An 18852-nucleotide genomic window follows, 5' to 3' on the forward strand; every position below is an offset into this window, starting at 1 on the left:
GGACGGGGAGGCGGGGCGGTCCGTCGGGACCGGCCGGCCCCTCAGGCCCAGCGGCCGGTGCGGGCCAGCAGGACCGCCGTGGCCGCGGTGCCGGCCGTGGAGGTCCGCAGGACGGAGCGGCCCAGGCGGTAGGGGTGGGCCCCCGCCGCGGCGAAGGCCGCCAGCTCCTCCGGGGAGACGCCGCCCTCCGGGCCGACGACCAGGACGACGGAACCCGAGGTGGGCAGCGCGGCCGTGGCCAGGGCCTGGGAGGGGGTGTCGCGGTCCTCGTGCAGGACCATCCCCAGGTCGGCCTCGGCGAGCAGCGCCGCCACCTGCTTGGTGGACATGGCCTCGGCCACCTCCGGGAACCGCACCCGGCGGGACTGCTTGCCCGCCTCGCGCGCGGTGGCCCGCCACTTCGCGAGGGACTTGGCCCCCCGGTCCCCGCGCCACTGCGTGATGCAGCGCGAGGCCTGCCAGGGCACGATCGCGTCCACGCCGGTCTCGGTCATGGTCTCGACGGCCAGCTCGCCGCGGTCGCCCTTGGGCAGGGCCTGGACCACGGTGATGCGGACGGCCGGTTCCGGTTCCAGTCCGGCCGAGGACACGGCCACGACCAGCCGGTCCTTGCCCTCCGCCGCCTTGACGACGGCCTCCGCCCAGCCGCCCCGGCCGTCGGTCAGGACCAGCGCCTCGCCCGGGTTCAGCCGTTTCACGGACACCGCGTGCCGGCCCTCCGGGCCCTCCAGGACGAACTCCGCCCCCGCGGGGACCTCTTCGACCACGAACACCGGGGCGGTCATGACGCACTCCTCATCTGCATTGCCTTCAACGTGCTCTGTGCCTCGGTCAGTTCGGCCGCCAGCACCTCCACCAGCTCCGCCGCCGGCAGTGCCCGCGCCAGCCGGTGCCCCTGGCCCGCCCACAGGGCCATGCCCTGCGGGTCCCCGGCCGCGGCGGCCGCCTTGCGCAGCCCCGAGGTCAGGTGGTGGACCTGGGGGTAGGCGGCCGGGGCGTACGGGCCGTGCTCGCGCACGAAGCGGTTCACCAGCCCGCGCGCCGGCCGCCCGGAGAACGCCCGGGTCAGCTCGGTCCGGACGAACAGCGGGTCGGTCAGGGCCTTCTTGTGCGCGGGGTCCGCACCCGACTCCGGGCAGGCCAGGAAGGCCGTCCCGAACTGCGCCGCCTCGGCGCCCGCCGCCAGCAGCGCCGCGATCTGCGAGCCCCGCATCAGGCCGCCGGCCGCGATGATCGGCAGGGCCACGGCCTCCCGCACCTGGGCCACCAGCGCGAGCAGCCCCACGGCCGCCGTGCCGTCGACCTGCGGGTCGTCGCGGTGGGTGCCCTGGTGGCCGCCCGCCTCGGCGCCCTGGATGCACACGGCGTCGGCGCCCGCCTGCTGGGCCGTACGGGCCTCCTCGACGGAGGTCGCCGTGACGACCGTGTACGTACCGGCCTTGCGCAGGGCGGCGAGGGCGGAGGAGGAGGGGCAGCCGAAGGTGAAGGAGACGACCGGGACCGGGTCTTCGAGGAGGATGGCGAGCTTGGCGTCGTAGCCGTCGTCGCTGGTGCCGATGACGTCCTCCTCGGCGAGCGAGACCGCGTACCAGCTCGCCTCACCGGCCAGCTGCCCGCGGTACGCCTCCACGGCGGCCGGGTCCACGTAGCCGGTCTGCGGCATGTAGAGGTTGACGCCGAAGCGGCGCCGGGTCAGCGCACGCACCTGCTTGATCTCCTGGTACATCCCGTCGGCGGTCTTGTAGCCGCCCGCCAGGAAGCCCAGCCCGCCCGCCTCGCACACGGCGGCGGCGAGCGGCGGACAGGAGGCGCCGCCCGCCATGGGAGCCTGCACGATCGGGTAAGGAGAGAGACCGTTCGGCGCGGAGGACATGCACTGCATCGTGCCATGTCCCGCTCATGGGGCCGAATCATGGCATTCGCCTGGCATAGTCCGCTTCCGGCCCCGCTCCCCGGCCGCCGCCGGGCCCATGCGAAGAGCCCGGCGGGGAATCCCCTGGCCGGGCTCTCGGCGGTGTCCGCCGGCCGCTCAGCGACCGTTGAACGCGTCCTTCAGGCGGCTGAACAGCCCCTGCTGGCCTGGCGCGAACTGGCCCATCGGCCGCTCCTCGCCGCGCAGCTTCGCCAGCTGGCGCAGCAGCTCCTCCTGCTGGGCGTCCAGCTTGCCCGGGGTGGTGACCTCGACGTGGACGATCAGGTCGCCGCGCCCGCCGCCGCGCAGGTGGGTGACGCCCCGCCCGTGCAGCGGGATCGCCTGCCCGGAGCCGGTGCCGGGCCGGATGTCGATCTCCTCCAGGCCGTCCAGCGTCTCCAGCGGACACTTGGTGCCCAGTGCGGCCGCCGTCATCGGGATCGTCACCGTGCAGTGCAGGTCGTCCCCGCGCCGCTGGAAGGTCGGGTGCGCCAGCTCGTGGATCTCCACGTACAGGTCGCCGGCGGGGCCGCCGCCGGGGCCGACCTCGCCCTCGCCCGCGAGCTGGATCCGGGTGCCGTTCTCGACACCGGCCGGGATCTTGACCGTGAGGCTGCGGCGGGAGCGGACCCGGCCGTCGCCCGCGCACTCGGGGCACGGGGTCGGGACCACGGTGCCGAAGCCCTGGCACTGCGGGCAGGGGCGCGAGGTCATGACCTGGCCCAGGAAGGACCGGGTGACCTGCGAGACCTCACCGCGGCCGCGGCACATGTCACACGTCTGCGCGGAGGTGCCGGGAGCGGCGCCCTCACCGGAGCAGGTGGTGCAGACGACGGCCGTGTCGACCTGGATGTCCTTGGTCGTCCCGAAGGCCGCCTCGTCCAGCTCCAGGTCCAGGCGGATCATGGCGTCCTGGCCGCGCCGGGTCCGCGAGCGCGGGCCGCGCTGCTGACTCTGGCCGAAGAAGGCGTCCATGATGTCGGAGAAGTTGCCGAAGCCACCGGCTCCGAAGCCGCCCGCACCGCCGCCGCCCGAGGAGGACAGCGGGTCCCCGCCGAGGTCGTAGACCTGCTTCTTCTGCGGGTCCGAGAGGACCTCGTAGGCGGCGTTGATCTCCTTGAAACGCTCTTGCGTCTTGGGATCGGGGTTCACGTCCGGGTGCAGCTCGCGCGCGAGCCGCCGGAAGGCCTTCTTGATCTCGTCCTGCGATGCGTCGCGGCGCACGCCGAGAACGGCGTAGTAGTCCGTGGCCACTTACGACTCCGCCAGGATCTGTCCGACGTAACGTGCCACTGCGCGTACCGCTCCCATCGTTCCGGGGTAGTCCATGCGGGTCGGTCCGACCACGCCGAGTTTGGCGACTGTTTCGCCGCCCGAACCGTAACCGACCGAGACGACGGACGTGGAGTTCAGTCCCTCGTAGGCATTCTCATGCCCGATCCGTACGGCCATTCCCGACTCGCTGGCCTCGCCGAGCAGCTTGAGGAGCACGACCTGCTCCTCCAGCGCCTCCAGCACCGGCCTGATCGTCAGGGGAAAATCGTGGCCGAAGCGGGTGAGATTGGCGGTGCCGCCGATCATCAGCCGTTCCTCGGCTTCCTCGACCAGGGTTTCGAGGAGTGTCGTGAGCACGGTGGAGACCGTGCCGCGGTCCTCGGCCTCGAAGGACTCGGGGAGGTCCTGGACGAGCGGGGGCACATCGGTGAAGCGCCGTCCGACGACCCGGCTGTTGAGCCGGGCCCGCAGGTCGGCGAGCGAGGCCTCGCCGAAGGGACTCGGGCAGTCGATGAGCCGCTGCTCGACCCGTCCGGTGTCCGTGATCAGTACGAGCATCAGGCGCGCGGGAGCGAGCGAGAGCAGCTCCACGTGCCGGACGGTCGACCGGGTCAGGCTCGGGTACTGCACGACCGCGACCTGCCGGGTGAGCTGCGCGAGCAGCCGCACCGTGCGTCCGACGACGTCGTCGAGGTCGACGGCGCCGTCGAGGAAGTTCTGGATGGCCCGGCGCTCGGGCGTCGACAGCGGTTTGACCCCCGCCAGCTTGTCGACGAAGAGCCGGTAGCCCTTGTCGGTGGGGATCCGGCCGGCGCTGGTGTGGGGCTGGGCGATGTAGCCCTCGTCCTCCAGCACGGCCATGTCGTTGCGCACGGTCGCGGGCGAGACGCCGAGCCGGTGCCGCTCGGTGAGCGCCTTGGAGCCGACCGGCTCCTCCGTCCCCACGTAGTCCTGGACGATGGCGCGCAGCACTTCGAGTCTGCGTTCGCTGAGCATCGCGTGCACACCTCCAGCTCTGGTCCGTTGCCGTGTTCTGCCGGGTTCGTTGGCACTCTGTCCGTTCGAGTGCCAGAGATCCCCCGCTCAGTGTACGGCCGGGTAGTGAGACCCTGGCAAGGGAGGCCCGCCAGGGTAGCGTCGCGGCATGGACGTGCGTTGGGAAGAGGAAGGCTGGGAACGGCTGACCGGACGGGCCGGCCGGCGACGCCTGCCGGTGTGGGACTGCACCGTGGGACTGGTGGTGGGCAACGAGTCGGTGCTCCTGATCGACCCCGGTTCCTGTCTCCGGGAGGGCGCGCAGGTGCGGGCCGAGGCGGAGCGGCTGACGGGTCGGCGCGTGACCCATATCGCATTCACGCACGGCCATTTCGATCACGTGCTGGGCGGTGCCGCCTTCTCCGGGGCCGAGGTCTTCGGCGCGGTCGGGCTGGACGCGCTGCTCTCCACGGGCCGTGAGGAGCTGCGCGGGGACGCGGTGCGCCACGGCCTGGCGGAGGCGGAGGCGGCCGAGGCGGTGGACCTGCTGGTGGTGCCGAAGCACCTGGTGTCGGGCGAGTGGACGCTGGAACTGGGCGGGCTGCAGGTGCTGCTGGCCAATGTCGGGCCCGGGCACACCCGGCACGACCTGGCCGTCTTCGTGCCGGGCGAGCGCGAGACCGTGTTCTGCGGGGACCTGGTCGAGGAGTCGGGCGAGCCCCTGGCGGGTCCGGACGCGACGCCCCGGCAGTGGCCGGCCGCCCTGGACCGGCTGCTCGCGCTCGGCGGGGACGACGCACTGTACGTGCCGGGTCACGGAGCGGTGGTCTCGGGAGCCTTCGTCCGTGCGCAACGCGCCACACTGGCAGCCCGTTTCGGCGTGTCGGAGACATGACGCGGGCCGCTCTCCTACTGTCGGCCGGATGCGCGAGTACTCCCCCGACCTGACCCCGCAGTGGAAGCGCCCCCGGGCGGTGCCCGAGGTGGCGGCCGAGCCCGATCTGGTGGTCGAGGTGGCGGGTACGGACTTCTGCGGCGCGGTGGTGGCCTGCGAGGCGGGCACGGTGACCCTGGAGGACCGCTTCGGCAGGCGGCGGGTGTTCCCCATGGAGCCGCGGGGCTTCCTGCTGGAGGGCGCGGTCGTCACGCTGGTCCGCCCGCCCCGGGGCCCGTCGGCGCCCTCCCGTACGGCCTCGGGTTCGATCGCCGTCCCCGGGGCCCGGGCACGGGTGGCGCGGGCCGGGCGCATCTACGTGGAGGGCCGCCACGACGCGGAACTGGTCGAGAAGGTCTGGGGCGACGACCTGCGCGTCGAGGGCGTGGTGGTGGAGTACCTGGAGGGCGTCGACGACCTGCGGGCCGTCGTCGCCGACTTCGACCCGGGCCCGGACGCCCGCCTGGGCGTGCTGGTGGACCACCTGGTGCCCGGCTCGAAGGAGTCCCGCATCGCGGCGTCGGTGACCTCGCCGGACGTCCTGATCGTGGGCCACCCGTACGTCGACGTCTGGCAGGCGGTGAAGCCGTCCGCGCTGGGCATCGCCGCGTGGCCGGTCATCCCGCGCGGCCAGGACTGGAAGACGGGCGTCTGCCGGGCGCTGGGCTGGCCGGAGAACACGGGCGCCGCGTGGCAGCACATCCTGTCCCGGGTGACGTCCTGGAAGGACCTGGAGCCGACGCTGCTGGGCCGCGTGGAGGAACTGATCGACTTCGTCACGGGTGGCGGTGAGGCCTGACGCCCCTGGAGGTGCCGAAGTCGGCGATCAGTCGACCAGGTCCCGGACCACCGCGTCGGCGAGCAGCCGGCCGCGCAGGGTCAGGACGGCCCGCCCGGCCTCGTACGGACCGGCGTCCAGCAGCCCGTCCGCGAGGGCCCTGCGGGACGCGGCGAGCCCGGCCGGGGCGAGCAGGGACAGCGGGACGCCGTCCACGAGCCTCAGCTCCAGCAGGATCCGCTCGACGCGCCGGTCCTCCTCGGAGAGGAGTTCGCGTCCCGCGCCCGGGGAGCGGCCCTCCGCCAGCGCGGCGGCGTACGCTCCGGGGTGCTTCACGTTCCACCAGCGGACCCCGCCCACGTGCGAGTGCGCGCCCGGCCCGGCGCCCCACCAGTCGGCGCCGCGCCAGTACAGCTCGTTGTGCAGGCAGCGCCCGGCCTCCGAGGTGGCCCAGTTCGAGACCTCGTACCAGGAGTACCCGGCCCCGGCCATCACCTCGTCCGCGATCAGGTAGCGGTCGGCGTGCACGTCGTCGTCCGTCATCGGGACCTCGCCCCGGCGGATCCGGCGGGCCAGCTGTGTGCCCTCCTCCACGATCAGCGCGTAGGCGCTGATGTGGTCCGGGCCGGCTCCGAGGGCGGCGGCGAGGGAGTCCCGCCAGTCCTGGTCGCTCTCGCCGGGCGTGCCGTAGATCAGGTCGAGGTTGACGTGGTCGAAGCCCGCCGCGCGCGCCTCGGCGACGCAGGCCTCCGGGCGGCCGGGGGTGTGGGTGCGGTCCAGCACCTTCAGGACGTGCTGCTTCGCGCTCTGCATGCCGAAGGAGATCCGGTTGAAGCCGCCGGCGCGCAGCTCGGCCAGGTACTCCGGGTTCACGGACTCCGGGTTGGCCTCCGTGGTGATCTCCGCGTCCTCGGCCAGGCCGAACTCGTCGCGGATCGCGGCGAGCATCCGGACGAGGTCCCCGGCCGGCAGCAGCGTGGGGGTACCGCCGCCGACGAACACGGTCCGTACGGCCCGCGGGTCGTCCCCGAGTACCTTCCGCGCGAGGCGGACCTCGTCGATCAGGGTGTCGGCGTAGTTCTCCCGGGAGGCGAGCACGCCTCCGGTGCCCCGCAGCTCGGTGGCCGTGTAGGTGTTGAAGTCGCAGTACCCGCAGCGCGTGGCGCAGTAGGGGACATGCAGGTAGAAACCGAGCGGCCGCTCCCCCGCGCCCACCAGGGCATGCGACGGCAGCGAGCCGTCTTCGGGCATGGGTTCACCGTCGGGCAGTGCGGAAGGCATACCCCCATCATCCCGCACCCCGCGCATGGTCAGCCCCGCCCGGCACCCGACCCGGCCCCGCCGGCGTCTGAGGCGCGGGGCCCCCGGACGAAGTCCGGGGGAGGATCCGGGGCGGAGCCCCGGGAAGCGCGCACGGACCGGAGGCCCCCTCCCCGGGCCCGCCGGGGAGGCGGCGGGGACCGCGGGGCGGCCCGGCCGCCCCGCCCGGCCGAGCCCGCGGCAGGCGCTACGCCTCGCGCGACCCCTCGTACATCTCCTCGATCAGGTGCTTGAACTCACGCTCGACCACCGGCCGCTTCAGCTTCAGGCTGGGCGTCAGGTCCCCGTGCTCGACGTCGAGGTCCCGCGGCAGCAGCCGGAACTTCTTGATCGTCTGCCAGCGCTGGAGGCCCTCGTTCAGGGTCTGTACGTACGTCTCGATCAGGCGCTCGGTCTCCGGCGCGGCCAGGACCTGTCCGTACGTCTTGCCCTCCAGCCCGTTGTCGGCCGCCCAGGTGAGGATCGACGGCTCGTCGAGGGCGATGAGGGCCGAGCAGAAGTTCCGGTCGGCGCCGTGCACGACGATGGTCGACACGTACGGGCAGATCGCCTTGAACTGGCCCTCGATCTCCGCCGGGGCGACGTACTTGCCGCCCGAGGTCTTGATCAGGTCCTTCTTGCGGTCGGTGATGCGCAGGTAGCCGTCGGCCGACAGCTCGCCGATGTCGCCCGTGTGCAGCCAGCCGTCGGACTCCAGGACCTCGGCGGTCTTGTCCGGCTGCCGGTGGTAGCCCTGCATGATGCCGGGGCCGCGCAGCAGGACCTCGCCGTCGTCGGCGATGCGGACCTCGGTGCCGGGGAGCGGCTTGCCGACCGTGCCGGTGCGGTAGGCCTCGCCCGGGTTGACGAAGGAGGCCGCGCTGGACTCCGTCAGGCCGTAGCCCTCCAGGATGTGGATGCCCGCGCCGGAGAAGAAGTAGCCGATCTCGGGCGCCAGCGCGGAGGCGCCGGAGACGGCGGCGCGCAGGTTGCCGCCGAAGGCCTCGCGGAGCTTGGAGTAGACGAGCGCGTCGGCGATCTTGTGCTTGGTGGCGAGGCCGAAGGGCGCGGTCGCCTGCCCGGTGCGGCGGAAGTTGTCCTGGGTGACCTTGGCGTACTCGCGGGCGACGCCGACCGACCACTGGAAGATCTTGTACTTGGCACCGCCGGCGGCGCGGGCCTTGGCGGCCACGCCGTTGTATACCTTCTCGAAGATGCGCGGGACGGCGGCCATGTAGGTGGGCTGCACGATCGGCAGGTTCTCGATGATCTTGTCGATCCGGCCGTCGACGGCGGTCACGTGCCCGGCCTCGATCTGCCCCGAGGTCAGCACCTTGCCGAAGACGTGCGCCAGCGGCAGCCAGAGGTACTGGACGTCCTCGCGGCCGATCAGGCCGGTGGCGACCATGGCCTTGGCCATGTACGACCAGTTGTCGTGCGGCAGCCGCACGCCCTTGGGGCGGCCGGTGGTGCCGGAGGTGTAGATGAGGGTGGCGAGCTGGTCGGAGGTGATCGCCGAGACCCGCTCCTTGACCGCCGCGGGGTGCTTGGCGAGGTGGTCCCTGCCGCGCGCCTCAAGTTCGGCGAGCGAGAGCACCCAGCCCTCGGGGTCGCCGTCGGCGGCGACCGCGTCCGCGGCGTCGAGGACCACGACGTGCTCCAGCTTCGGCAGGTCGGCGCGCCGCTCGCGCGCCTTCGCCAGCTGCTTGGCGTCCTCGGCGATGAGCACCCGGCTCTCGGAGTCGGCGAGGATGAACGCCGACTCGTCCGCGTTGGTGCTGGGGTAGACGGTGGTGACCGCGCCGCCCGCGCACATCACGCCGAGGTCGGAGAGGATCCACTCGACCCGGGTGTTGGAGGCGAGCGCGACGCGCTCCTCGGTCTGCAGGCCGAGGGCGATCAGCCCGGCGGCGATGGCGAAGACCCGCTCGGCCGCCTGGCCCCAGCTGAGCGACTTCCAGTCGTCGCCCCGGCCGTCGGCCGCGGGCACCGGGAACCGGTAGGCCTCCGCGTTCGGCGTCGCTGCGACGCGCTCAAGGAAGAGCACCGCCACGGTGGGCGGGCGGTTCTCGAGATAGGTCTGTGTGTCGCTCACGACATCCTCCGGACCGATCCACGCGGCAGTGCGTGGGCGTGGGGCGCTTGGGGGCGCTGGGGACTGGCGGGTTTGAGACGTTGCCAGCTAGTGACTGGCGAGTAACCATCGAGCAGTGATCAGAGTAGAGCCCGTCCGGCGCCTGCGTAAGGGCCCGCGAGCGGCCGGTTCATAACGAAACAGGCCCCCGCGCCGGAGCGTGGGGGCCTGGTTCCGCCGGGTGGCGGCGGCGGACGGCTACTTCTTCTTGCCGCCGGACTCGTCGCTGGACAGGACGGCGATGAAGGCCTCCTGCGGGACCTCCACGGAGCCGACCATCTTCATCCGCTTCTTGCCTTCCTTCTGCTTCTCCAGCAGCTTCCGCTTGCGGGAGATGTCACCGCCGTAGCACTTGGCGAGGACGTCCTTGCGGATGGCGCGGATGGTCTCGCGGGCGATGACGCGGGAGCCGATCGCGGCCTGGATCGGCACCTCGAAGGCCTGCCGCGGGATGAGCTCGCGCAGCTTGGCGACCAGGCGCACGCCGTAGGCGTAGGCGGCGTCCTTGTGCGTGACGGCGGAGAAGGCGTCGACCTTGTCGCCGTGCAGCAGGATGTCGACCTTGACCAGGCTGCCGGACTGCTCGCCGGTGGGCTCGTAGTCGAGGGAGGCGTAGCCGCGCGTCTTGGACTTCAGCTGGTCGAAGAAGTCGAAGACGATCTCCGCGAGCGGGAGCGTGTAGCGGATCTCGACGCGGTCCTCGGAGAGGTAGTCCATGCCGAGGAGGGTGCCGCGGCGCTGCTGGCACAGCTCCATGATCGCGCCGATGAACTCGGTGGGCGCGAGCACGGTGGCCTTGACCACCGGCTCGAACACGTCCGAGATCTTGCCCTCGGGGAACTCGCTCGGGTTGGTGACGGTGACTTCCTTGCCGTCCTCCATGACCACTCGGTAGACCACGTTGGGCGCGGTGGCGATCAGGTCGAGGCCGAACTCGCGCTCGAGGCGCTCGCGGACCACGTCCAGGTGGAGCAGGCCGAGGAAGCCGACGCGGAAGCCGAAGCCGAGCGCCGCCGAGGTCTCCGGCTCGTAGACGAGCGCGGCGTCGTTGAGCTGCAGCTTGTCGAGGGCCTCGCGCAGGTCCGGGTAGTCCGAGCCGTCGAGCGGGTACAGGCCCGAGAAGACCATCGGCCGCGGGTCCTTGTAGCCGCCGAGGGCCTCGGTGGCGCCGTTGGTCAGGCTGGTGATGGTGTCACCGACCTTGGACTGACGGACGTCCTTCACGCCGGTGATGATGTAGCCCACCTCGCCGACGCCGATGCCGTCGGAGGGGGTCATCTCCGGCGAGGAGACGCCGATCTCCAGCAGCTCGTGGGTGGCGCCGGTGGACATCATCCGGATGCGCTCGCGCTTGTTGAGCTGGCCGTCGACCACACGGACGTACGTCACGACGCCGCGGTACGAGTCGTAGACCGAGTCGAAGATCATCGCGCGGGCCGGGGCGTCCTTGACGCCGACCGGGGCCGGGACGGTGGCGACGACCTTGTCGAGCAGCGCCTCGACGCCGAGACCGGTCTTCGCCGAGACGCGCAGCACGTCCTCCGGCTGGCAGCCGATCAGGTTCGCGAGCTCCTCGGCGAACTTCTCCGGCTGGGCCGCCGGCAGGTCGATCTTGTTCAGGACGGGGACGATCGCGAGGTCGTTCTCCATCGCCAGGTACAGGTTGGCGAGGGTCTGCGCCTCGATGCCCTGCGCGGCGTCCACCAGGAGGACCGTGCCCTCGCACGCGGCGAGCGAGCGCGAGACCTCGTAGGTGAAGTCGACGTGCCCGGGGGTGTCGATCATGTTGAGGATGTGGGTGTTGCCCTGACCCTCGCCCGTGGTGGGCGCCCAGGGCAGCCGGACCGCCTGGGACTTGATCGTGATGCCGCGCTCACGCTCGATGTCCATGCGGTCGAGGTACTGGGCGCGCATCTGCCGCTGGTCGACCACACCGGTGATCTGGAGCATCCGGTCGGCAAGCGTCGACTTGCCGTGGTCGATGTGCGCGATGATGCAGAAATTGCGGATCAGCGCCGAGTCGGTACGGCTCGGCTCGGGCACGTGGCTGGGGATCGCGGGCACGCAGTGTCCTGATTCTCGGTCGCAGTCGGATCTCGGAACGAAGTCTGAGTGCTCCCATGGTCCCATGGATGGGGCAGTGCGCTCGGTTTGGGCCGCCCCGAGCGTGCCTGGTAGCCTGGGCAGCTGTGTCTCGTATGCCCTCTCAGCTGTCGAGGCACAATCCGAAGAACAAAACTCTGAACCTGAAAAGGCTCTTTCGTGGCGAACATCAAGTCCCAGATCAAGCGGAACAAGACCAACGAGAAGGCGCGCCTGCGCAACAAGGCCGTCAAGTCGTCGCTCAAGACCGCGATCCGCAAGGCCCGCGAGGCCGTCGTCGCCGGTGACGTCGAGAAGGCCACCGTGGCTTCTCGCGCCGCCGCGCGTGCGCTCGACAAGGCTGTCTCGAAGGGTGTCATCCACAAGAACGCCGCCGCCAACAAGAAGTCGGCGCTGGCCACCAAGGTTGCCTCCCTCCAGGGCTGAGCTCTCGATGTGAATCGCCGGTAAGGACCCAGCGGGCCCTCTCTTCCGCTCCTTCACCGGCACACCGCGCCGCACGCGGCCTGCGTTCGCCACGCGGGTGCGGCGCACCAACGCAGTGACCGAAGGCCCCGGCCTCCCCCCTTCCCCAGGGTGGCGGCCGGGGCCTTCGCGTTACCCGCGAAGGGCGGCGATGCCCGTCGAGGTCAGGACCTCGGGGGCGGCGGGTGCTAGTCCCAGAACTCGCCGTCGTGCGGCAGCTCGGCGAAGTGGCCGGGGTCGTGGGAGAGGAACACGGGGATGCCGGCCCTGGACAGTGCGCGCAGTCGCCCGTAGGTGAGCAGCTTCTCCTCGATGTTCCAATCGCTGGGCATGGGGGCGTTGCGGTCCAGTCCCTGTTGCAGGTGCGCGGCGTCGCCCATCAGGCCGATCCGTCCGTGGTGGACGAGGTCCAGGACGACGCCCTGATGGCCGGGCGTGTGGCCGGCGGTGTGCAGGAGGGTGAGCGTGCCGTCCTGGAACAGGTCGGTGTCGCCCCGGAGTTCGAGGAATTCGTAGTCCCGGCTGCCCGCGTAGTCGTTGAACGCGTACCCCCGCGCGGTCCAGCGGTCCGGCCACCAGGCGTGGCGCAGCTCCTCGTGCTGGACGACGTGCACGGCGTGCGGGAAGTAGGTCATCCCTCCGGCGTGGTCGAGGTGCAGGTGGGAGTAGAGGACGTACCTGACCTCTTCCAGCCGGTAGCCGAGGCGCTTCAGCTGTGCGTCGACGGCGTGGGCCCGGGTGAAGCCCTCGGCCCCGTACTCCGCCCGCCGTCCCGGACCCCAGTGGGCCTCGGCGGCCTCGGGGTCTGCCACGCGGTGGTTGATCCCGGTGTCGAAGAGGATCAGCCCGTGGGTGGCGTGTTCGATGACGGCCACGGTCGAGGGCACGGTGATGGTGCCGGAGGCCCCGTACAGGAGACCGCTCATCGGCATGGTGAAGGGCCCGGCGTCCACCGTCGTCACGCGCACTCTGCCGGCCACGGAACCTCCCTCTCGCCCACCGGGACACCCTTGCCGTCCGGTGGTGAAGGCGGCCTGGCCGGCGCATCCCCCGTGTCCAGGCTAACCCTGCGCCGGCGGACCCACGCGTCGGCGTGGATCCGGCCGGCCGGATCCACGGGGCCCCGACGGGACCGGGGGAGACGGCCTAGCGGCGCTGTGGGCGGGCCGCGCGGGCCACTGCCACGACCGCTTTCTCCAGGGCGTACTCGGGATCGTCGCCGCCGCCCTTGACCCCCGCGTCGGCGGCGGCCACGGCGCGCAGCGCGTCGGCGACGCCGTCCGCGGACCAGCCCCGCATCTGCTGGCGGACGCGGTCGATCTTCCACGGCGGCATGCCCAGGTCCCGGGCGAGGTCGCCGGGGCGGGCCCCGCGCGGGGCGGACGCCAGCTTGCCGATGGCGCGGACCGCCTGGGCCAGGGCACTGGTGATGAGGACCGGCGCCACCCCGGTGGACAGGGACCAGCGCAGGGCCTCCAGGGCCTCGGCCGCACGCCCCTCGACCGCCTTGTCGGCGACCGTGAAGCTGGAGGCCTCGGCCCGGCCCGTGTAGTAGCGGCCGACCACGGCCTCGTCGATGGTGCCCTCGACGTCCGCGCACAGTTGCGCGGCCGCGCTGGCCAGCTCCCGCAGGTCGCTCCCGATCGCGTCGACCAGGGCCTGGCAGGCCTCCGGGGTCGCCGCCCGGCCCAGCGCGCGGAATTCGCCCCGCACGAACGACAGCCGGTCCGCGGGCTTGGTCATCTTCGGGCAGGCGATCTCCCGCGCGCCGGCCTTCCGCGCCGCGTCGAGCAGACCCTTGCCCTTGGCCCCGCCCGCGTGCAGGAGGACCAGGATGATCTCCTCGTAGGGCGCGTCGAGGTAGGCCTTGACCTCCTTGACCGATTCCGCGGACAGGTCCTGCGCATTGCGTACGACCAGCACCTTGCGCTCGGAGAAGAGCGAGGGGCTCGTCAGCTCGGCCAGCGTGCCGGGCTGGAGCTGCTCGGACGCGAGGTCGCGGACGTCCGTGTCGGCGTCGGCGGCTCGGGCGGCCGCCACCACCTCCCGTACGGCGCGGTCGAGCAGCAGCTCCTCCTGCCCCACCGCGAGGGTGAGCGGGGCAAGCGGATCGTCGGTGGGGTTCTTCCTGGTGGCCATCGCCTCCAGCATCCCACGCCGCACTGACAGTCCCCCGCCCCGCGGCCCCTCTCGCCGGATCCTTGAGAATGGTCGCGTGAACGTGCGACATGTACTCGTCCTGCCCGACCGCGACGCCGCCGAGGAGGTGGCGCAGGAAGCCGTCGACCGCTTCGGCCTCCCGGAGGAACCGCAGTTGGTCCGCGACGCGCTGGCCGGGGAGGACGACGCCGAGGACGCCCAGTGGCTCGTGGTCGTCGAGGATCCGCAGGAACGGCTCGACGCCACCACGCTGGACGATCTCGCCGCCGAGTACGAAGGCTGGCTGGAAGCCCCGTAGGGGAGCGTCCGGGATCAGGCCTTGTGCACGATCTGGACGTCCAGCGTCACGTCCACGCTCGGACCGATCGCCGCGATCCCCTGCGCCAGCACCGACTGCCAGTTCAGGGCGAAGTCCTCGCGGTGCAGTTCGGTGGCGGCCCGGCAGGCGGCCCTCGGCTCGCCCTCCAGGCCCGTGCCGAGACCCAGGTACCGGGTGTCCAGGGTCACGGACCGGCTGACCCCGTGGAGGGTCAGGGCGCCGGCCACGGTCCAGCGGCTGCCGCTGCGGTGGATGAACCGTTCGCTGTAGAACTCCACCGTGGGATGCCGGACCGCGTCCAGGAAGTCCGCCGACCGCAGGTGGTCGTCCCGCAGCCGCAACCCGGTGTCGATGCTCGCCGCATCGATGATCACGTGCATGGAGGAGTCCTCCATGCGCTCGGCGATCCGTACCGCCCCGGCGAGGGTGTTGAACCGGCCTCGGATCCGGGCCATCCCGATGTGCCGGGCGGTGAAGGCGATGGACGAGTGCGTCGGGTCGAGCTCCCAGTGACCGGGCTGCGGCAGCAGCGGCGGCTCCACCGCGTCGAGGACGATCTCCCCGGTGCCCGGCTGCGCCGGGTCCCCCACGAGCGTCGCCCCGTGGAACGGCGCGTACCCCTCGGCGGTGACGGACAGCCGGTACTCCCCCTCCGGAACGGCTGCCGTGAAACCGCCGTACGGGTCGGTCTCCCCGCTGACGATCCGGCGCCCGATCGGGTCGGTCACCTCGAACGTGGCCTGCCGGACCGGCTGGTGGACCGTGTCGAGAACCCGGCAGCTGAGCAGACGCGCCGTCGGCGGCAGCGTCAGCGTCGCGGATGTGTGTGGGCTGGAAGTTCCGGCCGACTCCATCCCCCGTCGGCGACCGAACATGACTGATGCACCCCCGTGCTCTGTGGACTTGGACCGTTCTGGCGAAGACGCATTCGATCATGCTGTCGGGTTGTGGGCAAACAGAGCGGTGACGCCCGGTATGACCACGCCGGATCCGGCGTCGGTTGGCCGGAAACGCACGCATCCGAACGCCCGCTCCGCTGACGGCGATCGAGCCGTCGGTGTCGGTGCGCAGCACCGTCGCCCCCACCGCCCGCAGGCGTGCGAGCGTACCCGGCGCGGGATGCCCGTAGCGGTTTTTTGTGCCGACGGGAACAATCGCGAGCCTCGGCCGGACCCGGGCGGTCAGTTCGGGGTCCTGGTGTGCGGAGCCGTGGTGGGCGACCTTGAGGACGTCCACCGGCCCCAGTCGCGGATGCTCCCTCAGGAGCGCCTGCTGTGCGGGTGGTTCGAGATCGCCGAGCAGGAGCAAGGTCAGACCCGCGCCCCGCACCAGCAGGGCGACACTGGCGTCGTTGGGCCCGTCGGGCGGCGCTCCGGCCGCGGGCGGCCAGAGCACCTGCCACTCCAGCGGGCCGGCCCGGCGCCGCTCCCCCTGGGCCGCCCGTACGACGGGCACACCGGCGGCCGCCGCGGTGCGGCGGACGAACTCGGCCTGAGCCGCGGGCTCTTCCAGCATGGTGGCCTCGATCACACCCACCGATCGGTCCTTCAGCACCCCGGACAGTCCTCCGACGTGGTCGGCGTGAAAGTGCGTCAGCAGCAGCATCGGCACCCGGTGCACGCCCAGCGCGCGCAGGCAGCGGTCCACCGGGCCGGGCTCCGGTCCGGCGTCCACGACCAGAGCCTCACCCGGGCCGACCGCGAGGACGGCGGCGTCCCCCTGCCCCACGGCGCACTGGACGTAGCTCCAGTCGGGCGGCGGCCAGCCGGTGAGCGTACGGGTCAGCTGCGGCGGCCGCAGCACGGCGAGGAGCAGCAGCATCGCCAGCGCGGAGCAGATCCACCGCCACCGCCACCCGAACCTTCCGCCCACGGTCACGACGGCCGCGGTGGCCAGCACGGCCCCGGCCAGCAGCAGGCCCCCGGTGAACCCGCCCGGCCAGGGGAGCTCCGCCCCCGGCACCCCCGCCCCGGTCCGGGCCACGGCCGCGATCCACCCGGCCGGCACCCCCGCGCACCAGGCGAGCACCCGTGCGGCGGGCAGCCACAGCGGGGCCGCGGCGAGCGAGGCGAAGCCGAGGACCGTCGCCGGACCCGCCGCGAGCTCGGCCAGCAGGTTGCACGGCACCGCCACCAGGCTGACCCGGGCCGCCAGCACCGCCACCACCGGCGCGCACACCGCCTGGGCGGCCGCGGCGGCCCCGAGCGCATCGGCGAGCCGCGGGCCCGTCCCGCGCCGCCGCAGGGCTTCGCTCCACCGCGGAGCGAGGGTCAGCAGCGCCCCGGTGGCGAGCACGGAGAGCAGGAAGCCGTAGCTCCGGGCCAGCCACGGGTCGTAGAGCACGAGCAGCAGCACGGCCGCGCCCAGGGCCGGGATCAGGGACCTGCGCCGCCCGGTGGCGATGGCCAGCAGGGTGACCGCCCCGCAGGCGGCGGCGCGCAGCACGCTGGGCTCCGGCCGGCACACCACCACGAACGCCAGCGTCAGGGCCGTCCCGCACAGCGCGGTCACCCGCAGCGAGAGCCCGAGCCGGGGCGCCAGCCCGCGCCGCTCGGCCTGCTGCGCGCGGGCCGGGGGCCCGATGAGCAGGAACAGCACCACGGTCAGGTTGGACCCGGAGACGGCCAGCAGGTGCAGCAGGTCCGTGGCCCGGAAGGCCTCGTACAGGTCGGGCGGAACCCGGGACGTGTCCCCGACGACGAGCCCCGGCAGCAGGGCCCTGGCGTCCGGTGCGAGCCCCTCGGTGGCCTCGCGCAGCCCGGCCCTCAGCCGCCCCGCGAGCCGCTGCGCGGTGTCCGGGCCACCGGTCACCCGGGGCGGGGTGTCAGCGGCGGGCCGCAGCAGCGCCACGGCCCGCTCACCGTCCCGCGCGGGCGCCAGCCGGGCGACCACCCTCACCCGGGTGGACGGCTGCAGCCCGGCCCATCCCGCATGCCCGGCCAGCACCCGCACGGGGGTCTCCACCCGGGTGCCCGTCCCGTCGGGCCCGGTCACCCGGGTCACCACCGCGTCCAGCACCACCAACGGCGGCCCGCTCCCGCCGCGGGCGGTCCTCGGGTCGGAGCCGACGGTGAGCTCGGCGAGTACGCGGGCGTGCTCCCGCGCGAGCCCGGCGACCGGTCCGGCCCGCGCCTCGGCCCGCTGGAGCCCCGCCACCCCGGCCCCGGCGGCCGCGCAGAGCAGGGCCGCGGCCAGGGCCGGGGCGACCCGCCACAGCGAGCCCGGACGCAGGTACCCGGCGAGGACCAGCAGGCCCGCTCCGACCACCCCCAGCCCCACCCCGAGCGCGGTCCGGCTCGCGGGCGCGTCCAGCGCGAGGGCGGCCGCCGCCCAGGCGGCCACGGCCGGCACCGCGAGGCGCAGATCCACCGGGCCCGGCCCCTCGGGGCGGTTCACGGCCGCACCCGCGTGCGCAGGTCGGCGAAGCGCCGCTCGCCGATGCCGTCGACCTGGCGGAGCTCCTCCACGGACCGGAAGCCACCGCGTGCGGTGCGGAAGTCGACGATGTGCTGGGCCAGCACCGGCCCGACCCCCGGCAGACCGTCCAGCTGGGCGACCGTGGCCGAGCCCAGACTGAGCGGTCCCGGACCCGGACCGGCGGGTCCCGGACCGGCTCCGGCGACGGCCCCGCCCGGCGGTGGCTGCGCCGGAGCGCCCACCAGCACCTGCTCGCCGTCCACGAGCACCCGGGCCCGGTTCAGCCCGGTGGTGTCGGTGCCCGGACGCACTCCCCCGGCGGCGGCCAGCGCGTCCTCCACCCGGGAACCCGCGGGCAGCCGGCGCACCCCGGGATCCCTGACCTTGCCGCTGACGTCCACGACGATCCGCGCGCCGGCCGCGGCACCACCGCCGCCGGCCGGCGCGGCAGCCGGTCCCGCGTCCGCCGTGGCTGCCGCCGGGACCACCCCCGGGGCGACCAGCGCCGGGACGGTCACCGCCCGCGGCCGGGCCGACCAGTACTGCTGCCCGGCGAAGCCGACGGCGGCGACCAGCACCACCGAGACGGCGGCCACCGTGCGCGGCTCCACCCCGCAGCGGGCCTGCAGCCACAGTGGCAGCCGCTCCCGCACGGCCAGTCTCCGCGCGGCTCCGGGTGACAGCCCGGCCGTCCCGAGCCCGACCGCCTCGTCGGGCCGGTCCCCGGAAAGGGCCGCGGAACCGGTACCGGTATCCGTACCGGTCCTGGGATCCGCCTCGGCCCCCGGCAACGCCCCCGCCGACGCCTGCGGCGGACCGCTGCCGCCGAGCAGGGCCTCGGCCCGCCGACGCACCGCCTCCGGCTCCGGAGAGGGAACCCGGTGCACCGGACGCCCGCGGCGGCCAGGCCGGTGGCGGAGCCGGCTGCCCGCTGAACGGCCACCGGAGAATCGGCCGTCGGAAAGCCGACCGTCCGAGAAACGGTTGTCGGAGGGACGGAGGCGCCCCGGACCACTGGTGGCGCCGCCCGACGGATGCGAAGTACGCGTTCGAAGAGTCATGCCACGACGGTAGGGGCCCG

The 18852-nt window shown here is 73.2% G+C and carries 15 protein-coding genes and 1 pseudogene; 4 read left to right on the forward strand and 12 right to left on the reverse strand.

Annotated elements, in window-relative coordinates; genetic code table 11:
• Window positions 1-41 precede the first annotated feature (41 nt).
• From ACZ6JT_RS09970 to hrcA, 4 genes are all read right to left on the reverse strand, one after another.
• A complete protein-coding gene (locus tag ACZ6JT_RS09970) occupies window positions 42-785 on the reverse strand; it encodes a 16S rRNA (uracil(1498)-N(3))-methyltransferase (RefSeq protein ID WP_469208982.1) in 744 nt (247 codons plus the stop codon).
• Complete coding sequence (locus tag ACZ6JT_RS09975) at window positions 782-1873, reverse strand: nitronate monooxygenase (RefSeq protein ID WP_469208983.1); 1092 nt, start codon at window positions 1871-1873, stop codon at window positions 782-784. Before ACZ6JT_RS09975 ends, ACZ6JT_RS09970 begins: the two co-directional genes overlap by 4 nt.
• Window positions 1874-2029: 156 nt before the next feature.
• A complete protein-coding gene (dnaJ, locus tag ACZ6JT_RS09980) occupies window positions 2030-3166 on the reverse strand; it encodes a molecular chaperone DnaJ (protein ID WP_030710948.1) in 1137 nt (378 codons plus the stop codon).
• The gene (hrcA, locus tag ACZ6JT_RS09985) at window positions 3167-4183 is read right to left on the reverse strand and encodes a heat-inducible transcriptional repressor HrcA (RefSeq protein ID WP_469208984.1); all 1017 of its coding nucleotides are present in this window, start codon (window positions 4181-4183) and stop codon (window positions 3167-3169) included.
• A 148-nt stretch (window positions 4184-4331) separates the two neighbouring features.
• Between hrcA and ACZ6JT_RS09990 the strand changes: the two genes are divergently transcribed.
• Window positions 4332-5057 carry an MBL fold metallo-hydrolase gene (locus ACZ6JT_RS09990; RefSeq protein ID WP_469208985.1) on the forward strand — a complete coding sequence of 242 codons (726 nt, stop codon included), beginning with the start codon at window positions 4332-4334 and terminating at the stop codon, window positions 5055-5057.
• Window positions 5058-5085: 28 nt separating this feature from the next.
• Window positions 5086-5895: a DUF3097 domain-containing protein gene (locus ACZ6JT_RS09995; protein ID WP_469208986.1), complete on the forward strand. Its 810-nt coding sequence runs from the start codon at window positions 5086-5088 to the stop codon at window positions 5893-5895.
• A 27-nt stretch (window positions 5896-5922) separates the two neighbouring features.
• On the opposite strand, the gene hemW is transcribed toward ACZ6JT_RS09995, so the two are convergent.
• The 3 genes from hemW to lepA form a co-directional block, all read right to left on the reverse strand.
• Entirely contained in the window at window positions 5923-7155 is a 1233-nt protein-coding gene (gene hemW / locus ACZ6JT_RS10000) for a radical SAM family heme chaperone HemW (protein ID WP_469208987.1), read from the reverse strand.
• Window positions 7156-7381: 226 nt separating this feature from the next.
• Window positions 7382-9268, reverse strand: coding sequence for an AMP-dependent synthetase/ligase (locus ACZ6JT_RS10005; RefSeq protein ID WP_469208988.1), 1887 nt, complete (start codon window positions 9266-9268; stop codon window positions 7382-7384).
• A 237-nt stretch (window positions 9269-9505) separates the two neighbouring features.
• On the reverse strand, window positions 9506-11371 hold the full coding sequence (gene lepA / locus ACZ6JT_RS10010; protein WP_469208989.1) for a translation elongation factor 4: 1866 nt from the start codon (window positions 11369-11371) through the stop codon (window positions 9506-9508).
• Window positions 11372-11569: 198 nt separating this feature from the next.
• Here lepA and rpsT point away from each other — a divergent pair, with 198 nt between their 5' ends.
• Window positions 11570-11836 (forward strand): 30S ribosomal protein S20, encoded by a 267-nt coding sequence (gene rpsT / locus ACZ6JT_RS10015; protein WP_030384651.1) that lies wholly within the window; start codon window positions 11570-11572, stop codon window positions 11834-11836.
• A gap of 227 nt (window positions 11837-12063) precedes the next feature.
• Here the strand turns inward: rpsT and ACZ6JT_RS10020 are convergent, their stop codons facing one another.
• Window positions 12064-12855: an N-acyl homoserine lactonase family protein gene (locus tag ACZ6JT_RS10020; protein ID WP_469208990.1), complete on the reverse strand. Its 792-nt coding sequence runs from the start codon at window positions 12853-12855 to the stop codon at window positions 12064-12066.
• Window positions 12856-13021: 166 nt separating this feature from the next.
• Window positions 13022-14014 (reverse strand): DNA polymerase III subunit delta, encoded by a 993-nt coding sequence (gene holA, locus ACZ6JT_RS10025; protein WP_469208991.1) that lies wholly within the window; start codon window positions 14012-14014, stop codon window positions 13022-13024.
• Between the two features lie 76 nt (window positions 14015-14090).
• Here holA and ACZ6JT_RS10030 point away from each other — a divergent pair, with 76 nt between their 5' ends.
• Complete coding sequence (locus ACZ6JT_RS10030; RefSeq protein ID WP_376617729.1) at window positions 14091-14333, forward strand: hypothetical protein; 243 nt, start codon at window positions 14091-14093, stop codon at window positions 14331-14333.
• 14 nt (window positions 14334-14347) lie between these two features.
• On the opposite strand, the gene ACZ6JT_RS10035 is transcribed toward ACZ6JT_RS10030, so the two are convergent.
• The 3 genes and pseudogenes from ACZ6JT_RS10035 to ACZ6JT_RS10045 form a co-directional block, all read right to left on the reverse strand.
• Window positions 14348-15229: a YceI family protein gene (locus tag ACZ6JT_RS10035; RefSeq protein WP_469208992.1), complete on the reverse strand. Its 882-nt coding sequence runs from the start codon at window positions 15227-15229 to the stop codon at window positions 14348-14350.
• A 136-nt stretch (window positions 15230-15365) separates the two neighbouring features.
• Window positions 15366-17750, reverse strand: a pseudogene (locus ACZ6JT_RS10040) (ComEC/Rec2 family competence protein); the annotation flags it as partial.
• The gene (locus tag ACZ6JT_RS10045) at window positions 17747-18625 is read right to left on the reverse strand and encodes a ComEA family DNA-binding protein (RefSeq protein ID WP_469208993.1); all 879 of its coding nucleotides are present in this window, start codon (window positions 18623-18625) and stop codon (window positions 17747-17749) included. The gene ACZ6JT_RS10045 and the pseudogene ACZ6JT_RS10040, both read right to left, overlap by 4 nt.
• Window positions 18626-18852 lie beyond the last annotated feature (227 nt).

The sequence above is a fragment of the Streptomyces sp. NPDC046308 genome (assembly GCF_055588065.1).